Source organism: Streptomyces sp. NPDC019224, assembly GCF_040632605.1.
GTDB lineage: Bacteria > Actinomycetota > Actinomycetes > Streptomycetales > Streptomycetaceae > Streptomyces.
The window spans coordinates 30962-47924 of sequence record NZ_JBEYCF010000044.1; the positions used below are offsets into that span (position 1 = coordinate 30962).

Here is a 16963-nt window from a genome sequence, read left to right on the forward strand (position 1 = left end):
ACAGCGGTGAGGGGCGGCCTCCGGGAGGCCGCCCCTCACCGTCGCTGTGCGGATCAGTTCCAGGCGTTGTTCTGGTTCTGTCCGTGCGCGCCGTGCTGGCCCATGCCGTACTGGGCGGCGAGACCCTGTCCGATCTGGGCGTTCTGCGGCGGCATCAGCTCGCTCGGCTGCACCAGAGCGAAGCCCTGCCCGAGGAAGCTGAGCTCCCAGCCCTCGCCGGTGTTGCCGCGCCGGCGGAAGACGCCCGAGGAGTGCGTCTGGGCCTGCATCTGCACCCGCAGCGAAGTCGACCAGGCGACGATCGCGTCGGCGTCGGCGCTGACGTACTTGTCGGGCGTGACCTGCATCATCAGCGGCTGGCCGGAGGTCATCAGCGCGACCTTGCCGGTGCCGGAGATGTTGAGCTGGTACTTGCCGGTGCCGGAGATCCCGTACTGGCTGTCCACGGCGATGGCCTCGGTGTGCAGCGCGGAGTCGAGGGCCAGGACGTAGGAGCTGTCCACGGTCAGGCCGTCCCGGTCGACGTCCACGACGTGGATGTACTGCGCCAGGTTGGCCAGGTAGACGGTGCCCTGCCCGGAGCAGCGCATCAGGTCCAGGCCCTCACCGGTGTGGGCGCGGGAACGGCGCTGGGAGTTCGACTGGTACTCACCGTCGAACTCCATCAGTCCCTGGTAGGCGACCATCGCGCCCTTGCGGGCGAGGACGTCGTCGTGGCCGGCCAGCGCGACCCGCAGGAGCTGCGGGTTCTGGATGGTGTAGCGCTCCTGGGACTGCTGTTCCGTGAGGCCGAAAAGCGAACTCTGCATGATGTGTTCTTCCTCCCCGTCAGTGCCGGACGCGCAGCCGGTCGGTGCTGTCCTCGCTCGGCTGGACGACGACGATCCCCTGGCCGGAGAAGGCCATCTGGAACGCCTCCCCGCTGCCCCGCCCGATGAGGGAGGACGCCTTGAAGCTGCGCTTGCCCTTCACCTTGAGGTTCGGGGACCAGGCGACCAGCGCGTCCGGGTCGACGTACGTCTCGTCCTCGCCGCGACCGCAGTCGACGACGATCGGCGTGCCGCGCGAGGTGATCGCGACCCAGCCGGTCCCGGAGATGCAGACGTTCCAGAGACCCTGGCCGGCGAACTTGGCCAGGCCCTTGACCCGCTCGACGCCCCAGGTGAGGTGGCTGTCGAAGGCGAGGACGTTGGTGCCGTTGACCGAGAGGGAGTCGTTGTTGAGGTTGATGACGACGACATCGGCGCCGTAGTCGGCGAGGTAGAGCAGTCCGTCGCCGGTGCACTTCATCAGGGGCGCGCCCTCACCGGTGATCCACTGCGAGGCGATCTGGCGGACGGCGGGCGGGTTGGGCTCGTACTGGATGAAGCCCTCGTACGCGACCATCGATCCGATGCGCGCGTAGAGGTCCTGGCCGGTCGCCATGGCGACCTTCAGCATGGAATGGCCGTGGTTCTCCATCCGTGCCGTGACGGGGGTCGGGGCGTAGCCCGCGAGTTGCTGGTTCATGACGGGCTCCCTCAGACCTCGTAGGGCTGGACGACGATGAAGTTGCCGGGTGCGCCCCGGAACTGGAGGTTCACGGTTTCGCCGCTGTGACCGGGGTACGCGTTGCGGCGCAGCCGGACCTGGCTGGAAATGATCACCTGGGACGCGGACGACCACGCGACCACGGCGTTGCAGTCGGCGAAGGTGGTCGGGGTGACAGGCAGGACGACCGGGACGCCGTGGGTCTTGACCACGATGGTGCCGGTGCCCTGGAACTGCATGGTGAACAGGGCACCGCCGGGGATGCCGTGGCCCTCGATCCGGCGCACCTCGTACTGGAGCGACTCGTCGAAGGCGAGCACGTTCTCCGCGGAGACGCAGATGCCGTCGCCTTGGAGTTCGATGGCGTGCAGATGGGAGCCCTCCTCGGCGAGGAAGACCTGCCCGCGGCCGGTGCAGCGCATCAGCTGCATCTCCTGGCCGGTGGCGTTGCCCACCACACGGCCGGCGAAACCCGCGCCCTTGTAGCCGAAGTCGACCTTGCCCTGGTACATCACCATGCTGCCCTGCCGGGCCAGCACGCCCGTACCGCCCATGGTGAGGTCGACGCGCATGAGCTGCCGGTTCTGCGGGGTCCAGCGCTGGCCGGTCGCGGTCTCCTTGTACGGCTGGAGCGCGGCCTGCAGCCCGGCGCCGGCGGCCTGCGGGGCGCCGGCGGGCATGCCCTGCCCGCCCGGCGGCATGCCGGGAGGCTGCTGGCCGTACGGAGACGGCGGCTGCTGTCCGTAGGGCGCGGGCGCCTGCCCCGGGACCTGCCCGAACTGCGGCTGCTGGGGCTGGTGGGGCTGCTGCCCGAACTGCGGGGGCTGGCCGGGCTGCCCGTACGGGGCCGGTGCGGGCGGCGGGGGCACGGTGCCGCCGGGCGGGGCCATCGGGGCGGCGATCGTCGGCGCGGCGTGCATCTGCTGCTGCGGCGCGGGCACCGGGGCGGGAGGGGGCGGAGACCCGAAGGACGGCGCGGGCTGCGGGACCTGGGGCGTCTGCGGCACGGCCGGCCCGCCGAACGACGGGGCCGGGGCGGCCTGGGCGGGCGGGGCGAACGACGGTGCGGCAGCCTGCGGCGGGGCGGCGGCCGGCGTTTCCTCGGCGACCTCGCCGCCGAAGTTCTTCAGCAGCGCCTCCAGACCGCCGTCGAAGCCCTGGCCCACCGCGGCGAAACGCCAGACGTCCTTGAGGTAGAAGTCGCCCAGCATGACCGCGCGCTCGGTGCTGAACTCCGTGCCGTTGAACGCGTACCTGACGACTTCCTCGCCGCCCGCCACGATCCTGATGTAGCCGGGCCCGACCTGCGACATCTGTCCGGCGCCGTCCACCGTCGCGGTGAACGAGAGCTTGTGGATGTTCGCCGGAATGCGATCCAGGGTGACGCGGAACGACTCGGTGTCACCTGCCTGGGCGCCGAGGAGCTGAATGGACTCCTCGGGAGATTTCGGCTGATTGAAGAAGATGAAATACCGGTCGTCGGAGAGCTTCTCATCGGCATCGAGACCGAAGCAGCTGATGTCAAAGCTCAGCCCCGGGCCGGCGATCTGCACCCCTACGTACAGGTCCGTCCCCGGCGTGAGATCACTGATCTTGGCCTTGTGGCCGCGTTGGAATTCCCTGGCCATACGTAACGACCGTCCCCCATCCGGAAGGTGAATGCGTCGCGTCAGGCTATCCGCAAACTCCGGCATGGGGTGAAGCCGGTACAGACCCGGTACAGAAACACCAGCCGCTGCTCACCCGGCGCCACCACGTGTCACTCGCCGCGCGCGGCCGGCAGGTGCGGCAGCCTGGCGGCCGCCACCACCCCTTCCAGATAACCGCGGGCCCGCTCGGTACGGGGGTAGGCGTCCAGCAGCCGCCAGAACCGCGGCCCGTGCCCGGGCACCAGGAGATGCGCCAGCTCGTGGACGAGTACGTAGTCCACCACGTACTCGGGCATGCCCTGCAGCCGGTGCGAGAGCCGGATGCTGCCCTCGGCCGGGGTGCATGAGCCCCACCGGGTGTTCTGGTTGGTCACCCACCGCACCGAGGCGGGCCTCGCCCGGCCCTCGAAGTACTGGGCGGACAGGCGCTCCGCCCGCTCGGCGAGTTCGGTGTCACCGGGGACGTGCCTGTTCTCCTGGGCGGCGAGCTTGTCGAGCATCACACTCACCCAGCGCCGCTCCTCGACCTCGGACATCCGGGCGGGGATCAGCACGATGGTGCGGTCGCCCTCGCGGTAGGCGGAGACCGTTCTGCTGCGGCGGGCGCTCCTGCGGACCTCGACCGCGCTCGTCTCCGAGGCGCGGCGGGCAGGGTCCGCACCGCGGCGGCGGGATCCGGCGCCGGGCGCGACAGGCTCCCCGGCGAAGCCGGGCGACGGGTCGGCGGGCACGCCACGACGTTACCCGCTGTGCGTACGGGAAGTCCCGCCTCCGGAACGGTTCTCCATGATCGGCTCCATGTCTTGCACCATTTGAACGACTAATGCTCACACCTGTGGATAACTTTCCGCACGCCTCACCCGCCCGCTGCATTCTGGCGAAGGAACTCGCACAGCAGTCACAGCCACACAGACCGGGGGGAAGCCGTGCATCCGATGTTGAAGCCCGCACTGCGCCGCGCATGGCGGGGTGGGGACACCGTGCAATTCGGAGTGACGCCCGCACATGCGGTGAAGGTCGGCCCGATGGATATCGCGACGGGTTGTTTCCTGGAACTGCTCGACGGCACCAGAGGCATGCCCCTGCTGCGCGAGGAGGCCAGGGCCCTGGACCTGAGCGAGCGCCATGTGGACGCGCTGGTGATGCGGTTGATGGACGCCGGACTGGTCGATGACGTACGGGCGGGCGGCCCCGAGGCCGACGCGTTGCGCAACCGGGCGGACGCCCTGGAGCGTCACCGCCCCGACCTGGCGTCGCTCTCCGTCGTGCATCCCGAGCCCGGCGGAGGGACGCGCAGACTCGCGGCCCGGCACTCGATGCGTGTGCAGGTCCGGGGCGCCGGGCGGGTCGGGGCGGCCGTCGCGGCGGTGCTCTCCGGAGCCGGGGTGGGGCGGGTCGAGGTGCTGGACGGCGGATGTACGGAGCCGGGTGATGTGGCGCCGGGCGGGCTGCCCGCCTCCGCCGTCGGGGAGCGCAGGGACATGGCGGCCCGGCAACTGGTCCGCCGCTCCGCCCCCGGCCCGGGACCACGCGCGCCCGGGGCGGCGGGCGACGGCCCGGCCGGGCGGGAGCCGGGACTGTCACTGATCGTGGTCGCCCCGCGCGACGGCTTCTCCGGGTACGTCCCCGATCCGGGCACCGCCGAGCCGTGGATCTCCTCGGGCACCCCCCATCTGTACGCGGGCGTGCTGGAGGCCACCGGGTTCGTCGGGCCCCTGGTCCTGCCCGGGGGCACGGCCTGCGCCGGCTGCCTGCATCTGAACCGGAGGGACCGGGACCCACAGTGGCCGCGGATGCTGGCCCAGTGGCAGTCCGGGCGTCGCGGTGCCGTGCAGGCGTGCGACCTGAGCCTGGCGACGGCGGTGGCGGGTCTCGCGGCGGCGCACGCGCTGGCCTTCCTCGACGGCGAACTGCCCGCGAGCACCGGCGCCCGGTGGGAAGCGGCGCTGCCGCTGTTGGACTGGAGGTCGGAGCGGATCGGGGCCCACCTCGACTGTCCCTGTGGGGCCGCCGGTCACACTGAGGGGGTCCGTGCCTCAGGGGCCGGCGCGGCGCACGACACAATGGCAGGGTAACCGCCGCACGCAGCGCGGCAGTCTGGGAATTGGAGGGGCATATGTCTGATCTTCCCCGGAAGGCGGTCACCCGTACCGCCAAGCTGGCCGCGCTGCCTTTGGGGTTCGCCGGCCGTGCCACGTGGGGACTGGGCAAGCGCATCGGCGGGAAGTCCGCGGAGCTGGTGGCGCGTGAGGTGCAGCAGCGCACCGCCGACCAGCTCTTCAAGGTCCTCGGGGAGCTGAAGGGCGGGGCGATGAAGCTCGGTCAGGCCCTGTCCGTCTTCGAGTCCGCGCTGCCCGAGGAGGTTGCGGGCCCCTACCGCGCGGCCCTCACCAAACTTCAGGAGGCCGCTCCGCCCATGCCGAGCGGCACGGTGCACGCGGTGTTGGCGGAGCGGCTCGGCGATGACTGGCGGGAATTGTTCCTGACGTTCGACGACAAGCCGTCGGCCGCCGCGTCGATCGGCCAGGTGCACCGGGCCGTGTGGCACGACGGCCGGGACGTGGCCGTGAAAGTGCAGTACCCGGGGGCGGGCGAGGCGCTGCTCTCGGACCTGACCCAGCTCAGCCGGTTCGCCCGGCTGCTGGGCCCGCTGGTTCCTGGCATGGACATCAAGCCGCTCATCGCGGAACTGCGCGACCGGGTGTCCGAGGAGCTGGACTACGAGCAGGAGGCGCGGTCCCAGCGGGAGCACGCCGAGGAGTTCGCGGACGATCCCGACGTCGTGGTCCCCGGGGTGGTCCACCAGTCCGCGCAGGTGCTGGTCACCGAATGGATCGACGGTGTCCCGCTGGCCGATGTGATCGCCGACGGGACGGCCGAGCAGCGCGATCGCGCCGGCCAGTTGCTCGCCAGGTTCCTCTTCTCGGGCCCGGCGCGCACGGGCCTGCTGCACGCCGACCCGCACCCGGGCAACTTCCGGCTGCTGCCGCCGGCACCGGAGTCGGAGTCGGACGAGCCCGGCGAGGTTGCGGACGTGGCCCGATGGCGGCTGGGCGTGCTCGACTTCGGGACGGTGGACCGGTTGCCGGGCGGGCTGCCGCAGACCATCGGGAACGCGTTGCGGCTGACGCTGCGGGGCGACGCCCACGCCGTGTACGAGATGCTCCGGGCGGAGGGGTTCGTCAAGGACTCGATCGACCTGGAGCCGGATGCGGTGCTGGACTACCTGCTGCCGATCATCGAGCCGGCCGAGGTGGAGGAGTTCGCCTTCAGCCGGAGCTGGATGCGTCATCAGGCCGCCCGGATAGCCGATCCGCGCTCCCCCGCCCACCAGTTGGGCAAGCAGCTGAACCTGCCGCCCTCCTATCTGCTGATACACCGGGTGACGCTGAGCACCATCGGGGTGCTGTGCCAGCTGGGCGCCACGGTCCGGCTGCGCGACGAACTCGAGTCCTGGCTCCCGGGGTTCCTGCCGCCGGAGGAGCCGGAGGCGCGGGAGACCCTGCCGGAGCAGCAGAGGACCGACGCGGAGGACGCGGCCACCGAGACGGTGGACGCCGGGTAGCCGAGGGCGGACAGCCGGAACGACTCCGGGGCCGGTCCGTCGGACGGACCGGCCCCGAGGTAGGGGTGCTGCTGGTCAATGCCGCTGCGCGGGTCTCTGCCGGCGGGCGAGGACCGCGGGCTTCGGAGCACGGCCTCGGCGAGGCGGGCCCGCCGGGCGCGGAGAGCGGCCGCGCCTGGGTGGAGACTTCCGTGGCCGTCCGGTGGTTCAGTGCATGACGGCCATGGCCAGCGCGCGGCGGGCGCGCATCGAGGCGCGCTCGGCGCGCCGCTGCATCCGCCGGGCGGAGATCAGGCGCACGGCCTGACGGTCCGCGTCGGCTTCGCGCAGGCGGTCGTGCATATGCGCACGGGCCAGGGCTTCTGGGATGAGTTGCATTTCGCGGGTCCTGTTCTGACGCGAGTCGTTCGCGCCGATGATGGTGACGTCTTGGGTCGCGGAGCCGACGGGCTCGGACGTGGGGATGGTCATTGGAGCCTGGTTTCGGGGGTCGCGGGTCAGGGGACGGTCGATGGTTCCGATGCGCTTCATGGGCTTGGGGGTCGTGACCCCCAGGTCGGCGATCACGCCGCGACCGGGTTCTTGCGCGGGCGGCCACGCGGCCGCTTCCTGGCGACGACGACGCCCTGGATGAAGAGCTCACCACCCCAGACACCCCACGGCTCGCGGCGCTCCTTGGCGCCGGCGAGACATGCCTCGACGAGCGGGCAGGTGCGGCAGAGGGACTTGGCGTACTCGACGTCGGCCGGGGACTCGGCGAAGAAGACCTCCGGGTCGTAGGCACGGCAGGGGACGGGTACACCGAGGTTCTCGATGGCGTCGTCGAGCGCGGTGAGCGCGGTGAGGGGGGTCAAGGTGGAGTCCTCCGTGAGGCCGGGCGGGGAGATCGTGTCGGAAGGCGGTACGGACGGGGCGTGCGCTTCGAGTTGCACGGTGGTGGTGTCCTCGTCTGGTCTTTTCCGGCCTGTTGGCCGGGGGCGGCTGGTACCAGGTCCTGCTTGTCCCGAGGCTCCTTCGCGTTGTCTCGTCCGGTGGGACAAAACAAAAGGGCCGCGGATCCCGAGTGGGATTCCGCGGCCCTGAAGGCGCCGGCCTGATACTGGATCAGGCTGGATCACTCCAGGGTTCAGGCCCACGGAAGGCCCACATCGTGTGGTGGTGCATCGTCTGCTCGGTGACGCCGGCTTCCGCTCCCGCACCGACGGCCGCAAAGGCATAGGCCTGGGCCTGTCCCTTCGCTACTGCTGCCACCGGTGCCTGGGTCGGTCGCTCATTGCGCTCCCGCACGGGAAGGCCGGCCAGGGACATCGGGATGACGGCGGAGACGCCGAACACACCGGTGGCGCGCAGGGAGGACTTCGGGGAGCGGGCGAGAAGGCCGAGCGAGCAGGCGGAGACGACCGAGAGATCGGTCATTTTGTTGGTCTCGATGATGCTGATCACTTCAATCGCCTCCTCTCGGCGTCTCGGGGGACCGGCGGGCCGGTCCTGCGTATTCGGATAAGTACAGCACAGAGCCAGGGCTTCGGAGAAGCCGCTGTTTCCGTGGTTAAGAACCTATGGTGATGACTGGGGCGGGCGCAAACTATTTTTTCGACGAGTTTTTCTCACATCTCGTCGGCGGCCTCCGAATCGGCCCCGTACCCGTCTCCACCTGCGCAGATGTCCAGAACGGCCGCACCGAAACGGCCCAGCTTCCGCGCGCCGACGCCGGAGATTCCGGCCAGTTCGCCCTCGGTGCCGGGCACCGCCTCCGCGATGGCCGTCAGCGTCCGGTCGGTGAACACGCAGTAGGCGGGCTGGCCGATCTCCCGGGCGCGGGCCGCCCGCCAGGCGTGGAGCCGTTCGTACAGTGCCTCGTCCATGTCGGACGGGCAGTCGTCGCAGCGCATCAGCTTCATCTCGCCCGCGTCCGTCAGGGTCCTGCCGCAGACCCGGCACCGGGCGGACCCCCGGGTCCTCCGCCGGGCGGCGATCGGCCGCCCGTCGCCCCCGTCGCTGCCCGAGCCGCCCGCGCCGCTCCAGACGCCCGCGCCGCCCGAGTCGGCCACCGTGCTCCGGCCGCCGGGGGCCGTGGAGCCGGGGCGCAGCCCGTTCAGGAAGCGGGTCGGCCTGCGTCCGGGCCGTCCGCCGGGCGACCGGGACAGCGACCACGACAGCGCGAGGTGGAAGCGGGCCCGGGTGACGCCGACGTACAGGAGCCGACGCTCCTCCTCGATCTGCTCCTCCGTCTTGGCGTAGGTGATCGGCATCATGCCCTCGGTCAGCCCGACCAGGAACACCGCGTCCCACTCCAGGCCCTTCGCCGAGTGCAGCGAGGCCAGCGTGACGCCCTGGACCGTGGGGGCGTGCTGGGCGGCGGCCCGCTCGTCGAGCTCGGCGACCAGGTCGGAGAGGGTCGCCCCCGGCTTGGCCCGTTCGAAGTCCTCCGCGAGCCTGACGAGAGCGGCCAGGGACTCCCAGCGGTCGCGCACCGCCCCGGAGCCGGCCGGCGGCTCGCTGCGCCAGCCCTTCGTGGAAAGCACCGCCCGCACCTCGGCGGGCAGTCCCTCCGCGTGGTCCAGGAGGGGGTCGTTGCCCCCCGCCCGGGCCGCGCCGCGCAGGGCGACGCCCGCCTCCCGTACCTCCGCGCGCTCGAAGAACCGCTCGGCGCCCCGGAGCTGGTAGGGCACGCCCGCGTCCGCGAGGGCCTGCTCGTAGACCTCGGACTGGGCGTTGATCCGGTAGAGCACCGCGATCTCCCCGGCCGGGACGCCCGCGGCGATCAGGTCGCGGATGCGGCGAGCAGTGCCTTCGGCCTCGGCGGGCTCGTCCGCGTATTCCACGAAGGCGGGCTCGGGGCCGCTCTCGCGTTGCGAGACCAGGTCGAGCCGGTGCTCGGCGGCCCGGCCGGTGGCCTGGGCGAGCAGCCCGTTGGCCAGGTGGACCACCTGCGGGGTGGAGCGGTAGTCGCGGACGAGCTTGACGACGGTGGCGCCGGGGTGGCGGGTGCGGAAGTTGAGGAGGTGGTCGGGGGTGGCCCCGGCGAAGGAGTAGATCGTCTGGCCGGCGTCGCCGACGACGCAGAGGCTGTCCCGGTCGCCGAGCCAGAGATCGAGGAGCCTCTGCTGGAGCGGGCTCACGTCCTGGTACTCGTCGACCACGAAGTGCTGGTACTGGCGGCGGACGTGGTCGGCGATGTCGTGCCGGTCCTGGAGGATGCCGACGGTCAGGAGCAGCACGTCCTCGAAGTCGATCACCGTGCGCTCGCGCTTCAGCTCCTCGTAGGTCTCGTAGACCTTGGCGACCTCGGCCGGATCGCGCGGGGCGTCCCGCTGGGCCTTGACGACCACGGCCGGGTAGTCGGCCGGGACGGTCTGGGTGAGCTTGGCCCACTCGATCTCGCCCGTGACGTCGCGCAGCTCGTTGCGGTCGAGCCGCAGGCCGCAGCGGGCCGCCGCCTCGGCCACCAGCTGGACCTTGCGCTCAAGCAGCCGGGGCAGTTCGCCGCCGACTGCTTTCGGCCAGAAGTACTGGAGCTGTCGCAGGGCCGCGGAGTGGAACGTCCGCGCCTGCACCCCGCCGGCGCCCAGCTGGCGCAGCCGGCCGCGCATCTCGCCGGCCGCCCGGTTGGTGAAGGTGACGGCCAGCACGCTCGACGGCTGGAGTATCCCCGCGCGCACCCCGTAGGCGATGCGGTGCGTGATGGCCCGCGTCTTGCCCGTACCGGCTCCGGCGAGCACGCACACCGGGCCCCGCAGGGCCGTGGCGACCTCGCGCTGCTCGGGGTCGAGCCCGTCGAGGACGGCGTCCGCGGTGTCCGGGACCCGGGGGAAGAGGGTGGAGTGCGTTGCTGAGGTCACCCCGCAATGCTGCCAGGTCGCACGGGACGGGTGCGGCGGTTGTCCACAGGGGTGAGGTATCCGTCGTACTAATGCGGAGGCGGTCCCGTCCGGGCGGGGGCCTCTCGCGAGTACCGCGCCGTGGGGCCCCGGCGCCGGGAATGGCGGTCGGCCCCCGTACGTTCACCTGACGTGCGGCAGCGCGCGCCCCGGCTCCCGTGTGACACACGAGACGTGACACACGGAACCCTGCCGGGCGTGACGGATCTGCCGGGACCGATGAGACAGAGGAGCGCGAAGACATGCCGGGCACTGTGACGATGTACAGCACCACGTGGTGCGGCTACTGCCGTCGGCTGAAGGGGCAGATGGACCGCGAGGGCATCGCCTACAGCGAGATCAACATCGAGCAGGACCCGGAGTCGGCGGCCTTCGTCGAGAAGGCGAATGGCGGGAACCAGACGGTCCCGACCGTCCTGGTGGTCCCCGCCGGCGGCGGCGAGGACGTCGTCATGACGAACCCGAGCCTGGCCCAGGTGAAGCAGGCCCTCGGGGCCTGATCCCGCCGGGACCCTGTACCCGTCCGCCCTCTCCGGTCAGCGCACCGGAGGGGGCGGCGTGGTTCCGGGCCGCGTCAGCCCGCTGCCCGGACCGGCTTCGGGAGGGGCTTGCCGTACCAGAGCTCGATCAGCCGGGAGGCGATCGAGATGCCGAACGGGGGCAGGATCTCGCCGGACTCGAAGGCGGCGGTCAGCTCCTCGCGGGAGAACCAGCGCGCCTCCTCGATCTCCTCGCCGTCCACGTCGATCTCGTACGTCGTGGCACGCGCCGTGAAGCCCAGCATCAGGCTGGACGGGAACGGCCAGGGCTGGCTGGCGACGTACTCGACCTCACCGACCGTGATGCCCGCCTCCTCGAAGACCTCGCGGGCCACGGACTGCTCGATCGACTCGCCCGGCTCGACGAATCCGGCGAGCGTGGAGAAGCGGCCCTCGGGCCAGTGGACCTGGCGGCCGAGCAGGGCCCGGTCCTGGTCGTCGGTGACGAGCATGATGACCGCCGGGTCGGTGCGCGGGTAGTGCTCGGCACCGCAGGCCGGGCAGCGGCGGATGTGGCCGGCCGCCGCGATGACCGTGCGTTCGCCGCAGCGGGAGCAGAAGCGGTGCAGCCGCTGCCAGTTCTCCAGGGCCACCGCGTGCACCATCAGGCCGGCGTCGCGGGGGCCGAGCAGCAGGCCCGCCTCGCGCAGCCCCGCCGGGCGGGCCGACTGGTCCATGCGGCCGGGCAGTGTGTCCTTCTGGAGGGCGAAGTAGCTGACGCCGTCCGCGTCGGTGCCGAGGAAGTAGCGGTGGGTCTCGGTGACGGGGGCCTCGAAGGCGGGCGTCATCACGAGTTCGGTGCCGTCGTCGGTGTCGTCGATCAGCACCTGGCCCCCGGAGACGACGAAGACCCGGGTCGTCGGGTGGCTCCACGCGGCGGACAGCCATGCCTCGTCGAGGCGGTGGTGCGCCGCGCGGTCGATGCCGCTCGGCGCGGTCAGACCGATGGGCCGGTCTGGGGTGGCGTTGTCGAAGGTGCTCACAGGTGCTTCCTACTCCCCCGGGATGGATCGGGCGTTCAGAAAATCAGCGGAGGGCGGCCGCCAGGTCGCTCCAGAGGTGGGCGGCGGTCTCGACGCCCTTGGACAGCAGGTCCAGTTCGACCTTCTCGTCGGGGGCGTGCCAGCCGTCGGACGGTACGGAGATGCCGAGGAAGAGGACGGGTGCGCCGAGCACGTCCTGAAGGTCGGCGGCGGGGCCGGAGCCCCCTTCGCGGGTGAAGAGGATCTTCTGCCCGAACGCCCGGCCCATGGCCCGGGCCACGGCCTGGAGCGCCGGGTGGTCCAGGGGCGTCAGACAGGGCCGGGTGGCGGGGAGGAAGGTGATCCGGTGGCTGATTCCGGCCGGGATGCGGGCCTCGGCCCAAGCCCGTACGGCCTGCTGGACGTGGTCGGGGTCCTGGCCTGCCACCAGGCGGAAGCTGATCTTGACGCGGGCGGACGAGGGGATGATCGTCTTGCTGCCGGCGCCCTGGTAGCCGCCGCCGATGCCGTTGACCTCGGCGGTCGGGCGGGCCCAGATCCGCTCCAGCGTGGAGTACCCGGCCTCGCCGGAGGCGGCCCGGGACCTCGCGGTGCGCAGCCAGTCGGCCTCGTCGAACGGCAGCTCGGCGAAGAGCGCGCGTTCGGTGTCGGTGAGCTCGGTCACGCCGTCGTAGAAGCCGGGGACCGCGACCCGTCCGTCCGCGTCGTGAAGTGCCGCGACGAGGCGGGCGACCTCGGTCGCGGGGTTGGGCACGGCGCCGCCGAACGAGCCGGAGTGGATGTCCTGGCCCGGTCCGTGCAGCTCGATCTCGCACTCGGCGAGGCCGCGCATCCCGGTGCAGACGGTCGGGGTCGTCTCGTTCCACATGCCGGTGTCGGAGACGATCACCACGTCGGCGGCGAGGCGGTCGGCGTGCTGCTCGACCAGGGCGCGGAAGTGCGGGGAGCCGGACTCCTCCTCGCCCTCGACGACCAGCTTGAGGTGGACGGCCGGGGCGGTGCGGCCGGTGGCGGCGAGGTGGGCCCGGACGCCGAGGGTGTGGAAGAACACCTGCCCCTTGTCGTCGGCCGCGCCGCGCCCGTACAGCCGGCCGTCGCGGATCACCGGCTCGAACGGTTCGCTGCTCCAGCCGTCCTCGCGGGCGGCGGGCTGCACGTCGTGGTGTCCGTACACGAGGACCGTGGGGGCCGCCGGGTCGTCGGACGGCCACTCGGCGAAGACGGCGGGTGCCCCGTCCGTCTCCCAGATCTCGGTGACCGGGAAGCCGGTCTCCTTCAGCTTGCCCGTCAGCCACTCGGCGCTGCGCCGTACGTCGCCCTCGTGCTCCGGCTGAGCGGATACGGAGGGGATGCGCAGCCACTCGGCGAGGTCGTCGAGGAAGGCCGCGCGGTGCTGCTCGGTGTACGTGCGGACGGCGCTGTCCGGGGTGTCGCTCATGACCTTCAGCCTATCGGGCTGCGGGAGGTGGCTCGTCCAGGAGGATGCGCTCCAGCTCCGCACGGCCGGGCAGGGAGGCCGGGCGCACGGCCTCGCCGCTGCGCACGAAGAGGAAGGTGGCCGTGACGTCGGCGAGCGGCAGCCCGTGCAGTTCGGCCCACGCCAGCCGGTAGACGGCGAGCTGAAGCGGGTCGGCGGTGTGGGTGCGGCTGGTCTTCCAGTCGACGATCTCGTACGTGTTCCCCGTGCGGTACACCGCGTCGATACGGCCCCGGACGACCCGGCCGGCCAGGGTGATCTGGAACGGCGTCTCCACGCGGTACGGGGTGCGGCGAGCGTACGGGGTGCGCTCGAAGGCATCCTTCAGCTCGGCGAGGTCGCGCTCGTCGGCGATGTCGGCGTCGCTCTCGTCGCCGCCGGGCAGTTCCTCGGGGCCGAGCATGGGCAGCGGCAGCTCCTCGAAGCGGGACTCCACCCAGGCGTGGAAGCGGGTGCCCCGGCGGGCGGCCGGCTGCGGCGGGCGGGGCATGGGCCGGGCCAGCTCCCGGGCGAAGGCGTCGGGGTCGTCGGCGAGGCGCAGCAGCTGGGTGGCGGAGAGCGAGGCGGGGACGAGCACCTCGCGCACGGTGGCGCGGGCCCGGCGCAGTTCCCCGGCGAGGGCGTCCAGATCCCGGTCCCAGGAGGCGAGCGTGCGGACCTCCTCGGGGGTGAGGCGGGCCGGGGCGCGGGGGGTCGGGATGTGCGGGGCGTGCGCCGCTTCGCCGTCGGCCGGGAACGACGCCTCGGCCAGCAGCTCGAGCACCGTGTCCGCGGCTGCCCTGCGGCGGGCCAGGGCGGTCTCGTCCAGCGGGAGCGGCCAGGCGTGGTCGGCGGACGCCCCGGCCAGGGACGGGTTCTCGTCGGTCTCCTGTGGTGCGTCCGCCCACACCTCGATCTCGCCGTACCCGGCGGCGCAGTGCTCGTACAGCGCGTGCAGGAAGGGGGACGGGCCGCGCGGCTTCTTCTGGCTGGGGCCCCACCAGTGGCCGGAGCCGAGCAGCAGCGTGCGGGGACGGGTGAAGGTGACGTAGCCGAGGCGCAGTTCCTCCGTGTGCTGGTGCTCCTTCATCTCCTCCTTGAAGCCCTTGAGGCCCTTGGCGTCGTAGGTGGTCAGGGCGGGCAGGGTGGCCGTGTCGCCGCGCAGGGCGTGCGGGAGGACCTTGGCCTGGGAGGTCCAGGCGTCCCGGGACTGACCGCTGGGGAACTGGCCGGTGACCAGTCCGGGCACGGCGACCACGTCCCACTCCAGGCCCTTGGACTTGTGGGCGGTGAGGACCTTGACGGTGTTCTCGCCGCCGGGCAGCGCGTTGTCCAGGCCCTTCTCGTACTGGACGGCGGTGCGCAGGAAGCCGAGGAAGGCGAGGAGGGTGGCCTCGCCGTCGACGGCGGCGAAGCGGGCGGCGACGTCGAGGAAGTTGCCCAGGGTCTCGCGGCGGCGGGCGGCCAGGGCCTGCGGGGACGCGGAGAGCTCGACCTCCAGGCCGGTGGTGGCCAGGACCCGGTGGAGGACGTCCATCAGGGGGTCGGCGAGCGAGCGGCGCAGGTCGCGCAGTTCGGCGGCGAGGCGGGCGAAGCGGATGCGGGCCTCGGCGGAGAACGGAAGCCGGTCGTCCTCCTCGCCGCCCGCGTCCAGGAAGGTGTCCAGGGCGTCGGCCAGCGAGATCACCTCGGCCGGGTCCACTCCCTCGACGGCCTCGGCGAGCCGGCGGTCGGGGTCGAAGTCCTCGTCGTCGCCGTGGGCGGCGCGGTGGACGAGGAGGCGGGCCCGGCGGCCGAGCAGGGCCAGGTCGCGGGGGCCGATCCGCCAGCGGGGGCCGGTGAGCAGGCGGACCAGGGCGGCGTTGGCCCCGGGGTCCTGGAGGACTTCGCAGACGGCGACGAGGTCGGCGACCTCGGGGAGGTGGAGCAGCCCGGAGAGGCCGACGACCTCGACCGGGATGTCGCGGGCGACCAGCGCGGCCTGGATCTCCGGGAAGTCACCGGCGGTGCGGCACAGGACGGCGATCTCGCCGGGCGCCTTGCCGGTGCGCACGAGATGGGCGATGGAGTCCGCGAGCCAGGCGATCTCCTCGGTGTGGGTGGACAGCAGGGCGCAGCGGACGAGGCCGTCGCGCTCGGCGCCGGGGGCGGGGCGCAGCGCCTCGACTCCCTCGTGCATGGCGCGCAGGGGCGCGGCGAGTCCGTTGGCGAGGTGGAGGAGGCGGCCGCCGCTGCGGCGGTTCTCGCTGAGGGAGTAGCGGGTGGCGGGGGTGCCGTCGGCATGCGGGAAGTGGCTCGGGAAGTCGTCGAGGTTGGCGACGGAGGCGCCGCGCCAGCCGTAGATGGCCTGGCAGGGGTCGCCGACCGCCGTGACGGCGTGCCCGGTCGGGGCGGTGTCGGGGCCGCTGCCGAAGAGGGCGGAGAGCAGGAGGCGCTGGGCGACGGAGGTGTCCTGGTACTCGTCGAGCAGGACGACCCGGTACTCGTCGCGCAGGATGGCGCCGACCTCGGGGCGGGTGAGGGCCAGCTCGGCGGAGAGGGCGATCTGGTCGCCGAAGTCGAGGAGGTCGCGGCTCCGCTTCGCCTCGCGGTAGCGCCGGGTGAGCGAGAGCAGTGCGCGGCGGGCCTCGGCGGTCTCGGGGATCTTGCGCAGTTCGGCGTTGCTGAGCTTGGCGGTCTCCAGCGTGCGGAGCAGTTCGGTGTCGTACGCGTCGAGCTGTTCGGGGCGTACGAGGTGTTCGGCCAGCTCGGCGTCGAGGGCCAGCAGGTCGCTGACGAGGGTGGGGAAGGACCTGGTCAGGGCCGGGTAGGGGCCGGGGGCCTCACGCAGCACGCGGGCGGCGAGCTGGTAGCGGGTGGCGTCGGCGAGGAGGCGGGTCGCCGGTTCGAGACCGATGCGCAGCCCGTGCTCGGTCAGCAGCCGTCCGGCGAAGGCGTGGTACGTGGAGATGCTGGGCTCGCCCGGGGGGTTGTCCGGGTCGATCACGTCCGGGTCGGTGACACCGGCGGCGACGAGCGCCCTGCGGACGCGCTCGGCCAGCTCGCCGGCCGCCTTGTTGGTGAAGGTGAGCCCGAGGACCTGCTCGGGGGCGACCTGGCCGGTGCCGACCAGCCACACCACGCGGGCGGCCATCACCGTGGTCTTCCCCGAGCCGGCTCCGGCCACGATCACCTGCGGGGCGGGCGGCGCGGTGATGCAGGCCGTCTGCTCCGGGGTGAAGGGGATCCCGAGGAGCTCCTTGAGCTGCTCGGGATCGGTGAGGCGCGGGGACACTCACAGAGGCTAACCGGCGCCACCGACAACCCACGACGTCGCGGCTCCCGGATCCGTCTCCGCCTCCCGGTGGCGCGCGTCACACC

Annotated in this window: 14 protein-coding genes; 3 read left to right on the top strand and 11 right to left on the bottom strand. The window is 72.3% G+C overall.

The features are described from left to right. Positions 1–53: 53 nt before the first annotated feature. The 4 genes from ABZ564_RS24605 to ABZ564_RS24620 all read right to left on the bottom strand — a co-directional run bounded on the left by ABZ564_RS24605 (position 54) and on the right by ABZ564_RS24620 (position 3910). Positions 54–809, bottom strand: a complete 756-nt coding sequence (locus tag ABZ564_RS24605; RefSeq protein ID WP_360860399.1) for an AIM24 family protein — start codon at positions 807–809, stop codon at positions 54–56. A gap of 19 nt (positions 810–828) precedes the next feature. Next, complete coding sequence (locus ABZ564_RS24610) at positions 829–1509, bottom strand: AIM24 family protein (protein WP_360860402.1); 681 nt, start codon at positions 1507–1509, stop codon at positions 829–831. 11 nt (positions 1510–1520) lie between these two features. Then, positions 1521–3158: a TerD family protein gene (locus ABZ564_RS24615; RefSeq protein ID WP_360860405.1), complete on the bottom strand. Its 1638-nt coding sequence runs from the start codon at positions 3156–3158 to the stop codon at positions 1521–1523. 131 nt (positions 3159–3289) lie between these two features. Beyond that, positions 3290–3910, bottom strand: coding sequence for a M48 family metallopeptidase (locus tag ABZ564_RS24620; RefSeq protein WP_360860408.1), 621 nt, complete (start codon positions 3908–3910; stop codon positions 3290–3292). Positions 3911–4105: 195 nt separating this feature from the next. Here ABZ564_RS24620 and ABZ564_RS24625 point away from each other — a divergent pair, with 195 nt between their 5' ends. Both ABZ564_RS24625 and ABZ564_RS24630 read left to right on the top strand, forming a co-directional pair. Beyond that, on the top strand, positions 4106–5254 hold the full coding sequence (locus ABZ564_RS24625) for a ThiF family adenylyltransferase (protein WP_360860411.1): 1149 nt from the start codon (positions 4106–4108) through the stop codon (positions 5252–5254). Between the two features lie 41 nt (positions 5255–5295). Continuing rightward, a complete protein-coding gene (locus tag ABZ564_RS24630; protein WP_360860414.1) occupies positions 5296–6744 on the top strand; it encodes an AarF/ABC1/UbiB kinase family protein in 1449 nt (482 codons plus the stop codon). Positions 6745–6951: 207 nt separating this feature from the next. On the opposite strand, the gene ABZ564_RS24635 is transcribed toward ABZ564_RS24630, so the two are convergent. From ABZ564_RS24635 to ABZ564_RS24650, 4 genes are all read right to left on the bottom strand, one after another. Next, a complete protein-coding gene (locus ABZ564_RS24635) occupies positions 6952–7275 on the bottom strand; it encodes a hypothetical protein (RefSeq protein ID WP_360860469.1) in 324 nt (107 codons plus the stop codon). Positions 7276–7307: 32 nt separating this feature from the next. After that, entirely contained in the window at positions 7308–7676 is a 369-nt protein-coding gene (locus tag ABZ564_RS24640) for a WhiB family transcriptional regulator (protein ID WP_018105532.1), read from the bottom strand. 172 nt (positions 7677–7848) lie between these two features. Then, entirely contained in the window at positions 7849–8187 is a 339-nt protein-coding gene (locus ABZ564_RS24645) for a hypothetical protein (protein WP_360860417.1), read from the bottom strand. 164 nt (positions 8188–8351) lie between these two features. After that, positions 8352–10586, bottom strand: coding sequence for an ATP-dependent DNA helicase UvrD2 (locus tag ABZ564_RS24650; protein WP_360860420.1), 2235 nt, complete (start codon positions 10584–10586; stop codon positions 8352–8354). A 281-nt stretch (positions 10587–10867) separates the two neighbouring features. On the opposite strand from ABZ564_RS24650, the gene ABZ564_RS24655 reads away from it, so the two are divergent. Then, a complete protein-coding gene (locus tag ABZ564_RS24655) occupies positions 10868–11125 on the top strand; it encodes a glutaredoxin domain-containing protein (RefSeq protein ID WP_164641012.1) in 258 nt (85 codons plus the stop codon). A gap of 74 nt (positions 11126–11199) precedes the next feature. Here ABZ564_RS24655 and nudC read toward each other — a convergent pair whose 3' ends face one another. From nudC to ABZ564_RS24670, 3 genes are read right to left on the bottom strand one after another with little or no spacing between them, the layout of a single operon-like run. Then, positions 11200–12147 (bottom strand): NAD(+) diphosphatase, encoded by a 948-nt coding sequence (gene nudC, locus ABZ564_RS24660; RefSeq protein WP_360860423.1) that lies wholly within the window; start codon positions 12145–12147, stop codon positions 11200–11202. Positions 12148–12190: 43 nt separating this feature from the next. Then, positions 12191–13585 carry a dipeptidase gene (locus ABZ564_RS24665; protein WP_360860426.1) on the bottom strand — a complete coding sequence of 465 codons (1395 nt, stop codon included), beginning with the start codon at positions 13583–13585 and terminating at the stop codon, positions 12191–12193. Between the two features lie 10 nt (positions 13586–13595). Then, positions 13596–16877 carry an ATP-dependent DNA helicase gene (locus ABZ564_RS24670; RefSeq protein ID WP_360860429.1) on the bottom strand — a complete coding sequence of 1094 codons (3282 nt, stop codon included), beginning with the start codon at positions 16875–16877 and terminating at the stop codon, positions 13596–13598. Between the last annotated feature and the right edge of the window lie 86 nt (positions 16878–16963).

Excerpts from the sequence above, each read along its gene's own strand:
- ABZ564_RS24605 (WP_360860399.1), bottom strand. The coding sequence starts at position 809 with ATGCAGAGTTCGCTTTTCGGCCTCACGGAACAGCAGTCCCAGGAGCGC.
- ABZ564_RS24610 (WP_360860402.1), bottom strand. The coding sequence starts at position 1,509 with ATGAACCAGCAACTCGCGGGCTACGCCCCGACCCCCGTCACGGCACGG.
- ABZ564_RS24615 (WP_360860405.1), bottom strand. The coding sequence starts at position 3,158 with ATGGCCAGGGAATTCCAACGCGGCCACAAGGCCAAGATCAGTGATCTC.
- ABZ564_RS24630 (WP_360860414.1), top strand. The coding sequence starts at position 5,296 with ATGTCTGATCTTCCCCGGAAGGCGGTCACCCGTACCGCCAAGCTGGCC.
- ABZ564_RS24635 (WP_360860469.1), bottom strand. The coding sequence starts at position 7,275 with ATGAAGCGCATCGGAACCATCGACCGTCCCCTGACCCGCGACCCCCGA.
- ABZ564_RS24655 (WP_164641012.1), top strand. The coding sequence starts at position 10,868 with ATGCCGGGCACTGTGACGATGTACAGCACCACGTGGTGCGGCTACTGC.
- ABZ564_RS24665 (WP_360860426.1), bottom strand. The coding sequence starts at position 13,585 with ATGAGCGACACCCCGGACAGCGCCGTCCGCACGTACACCGAGCAGCAC.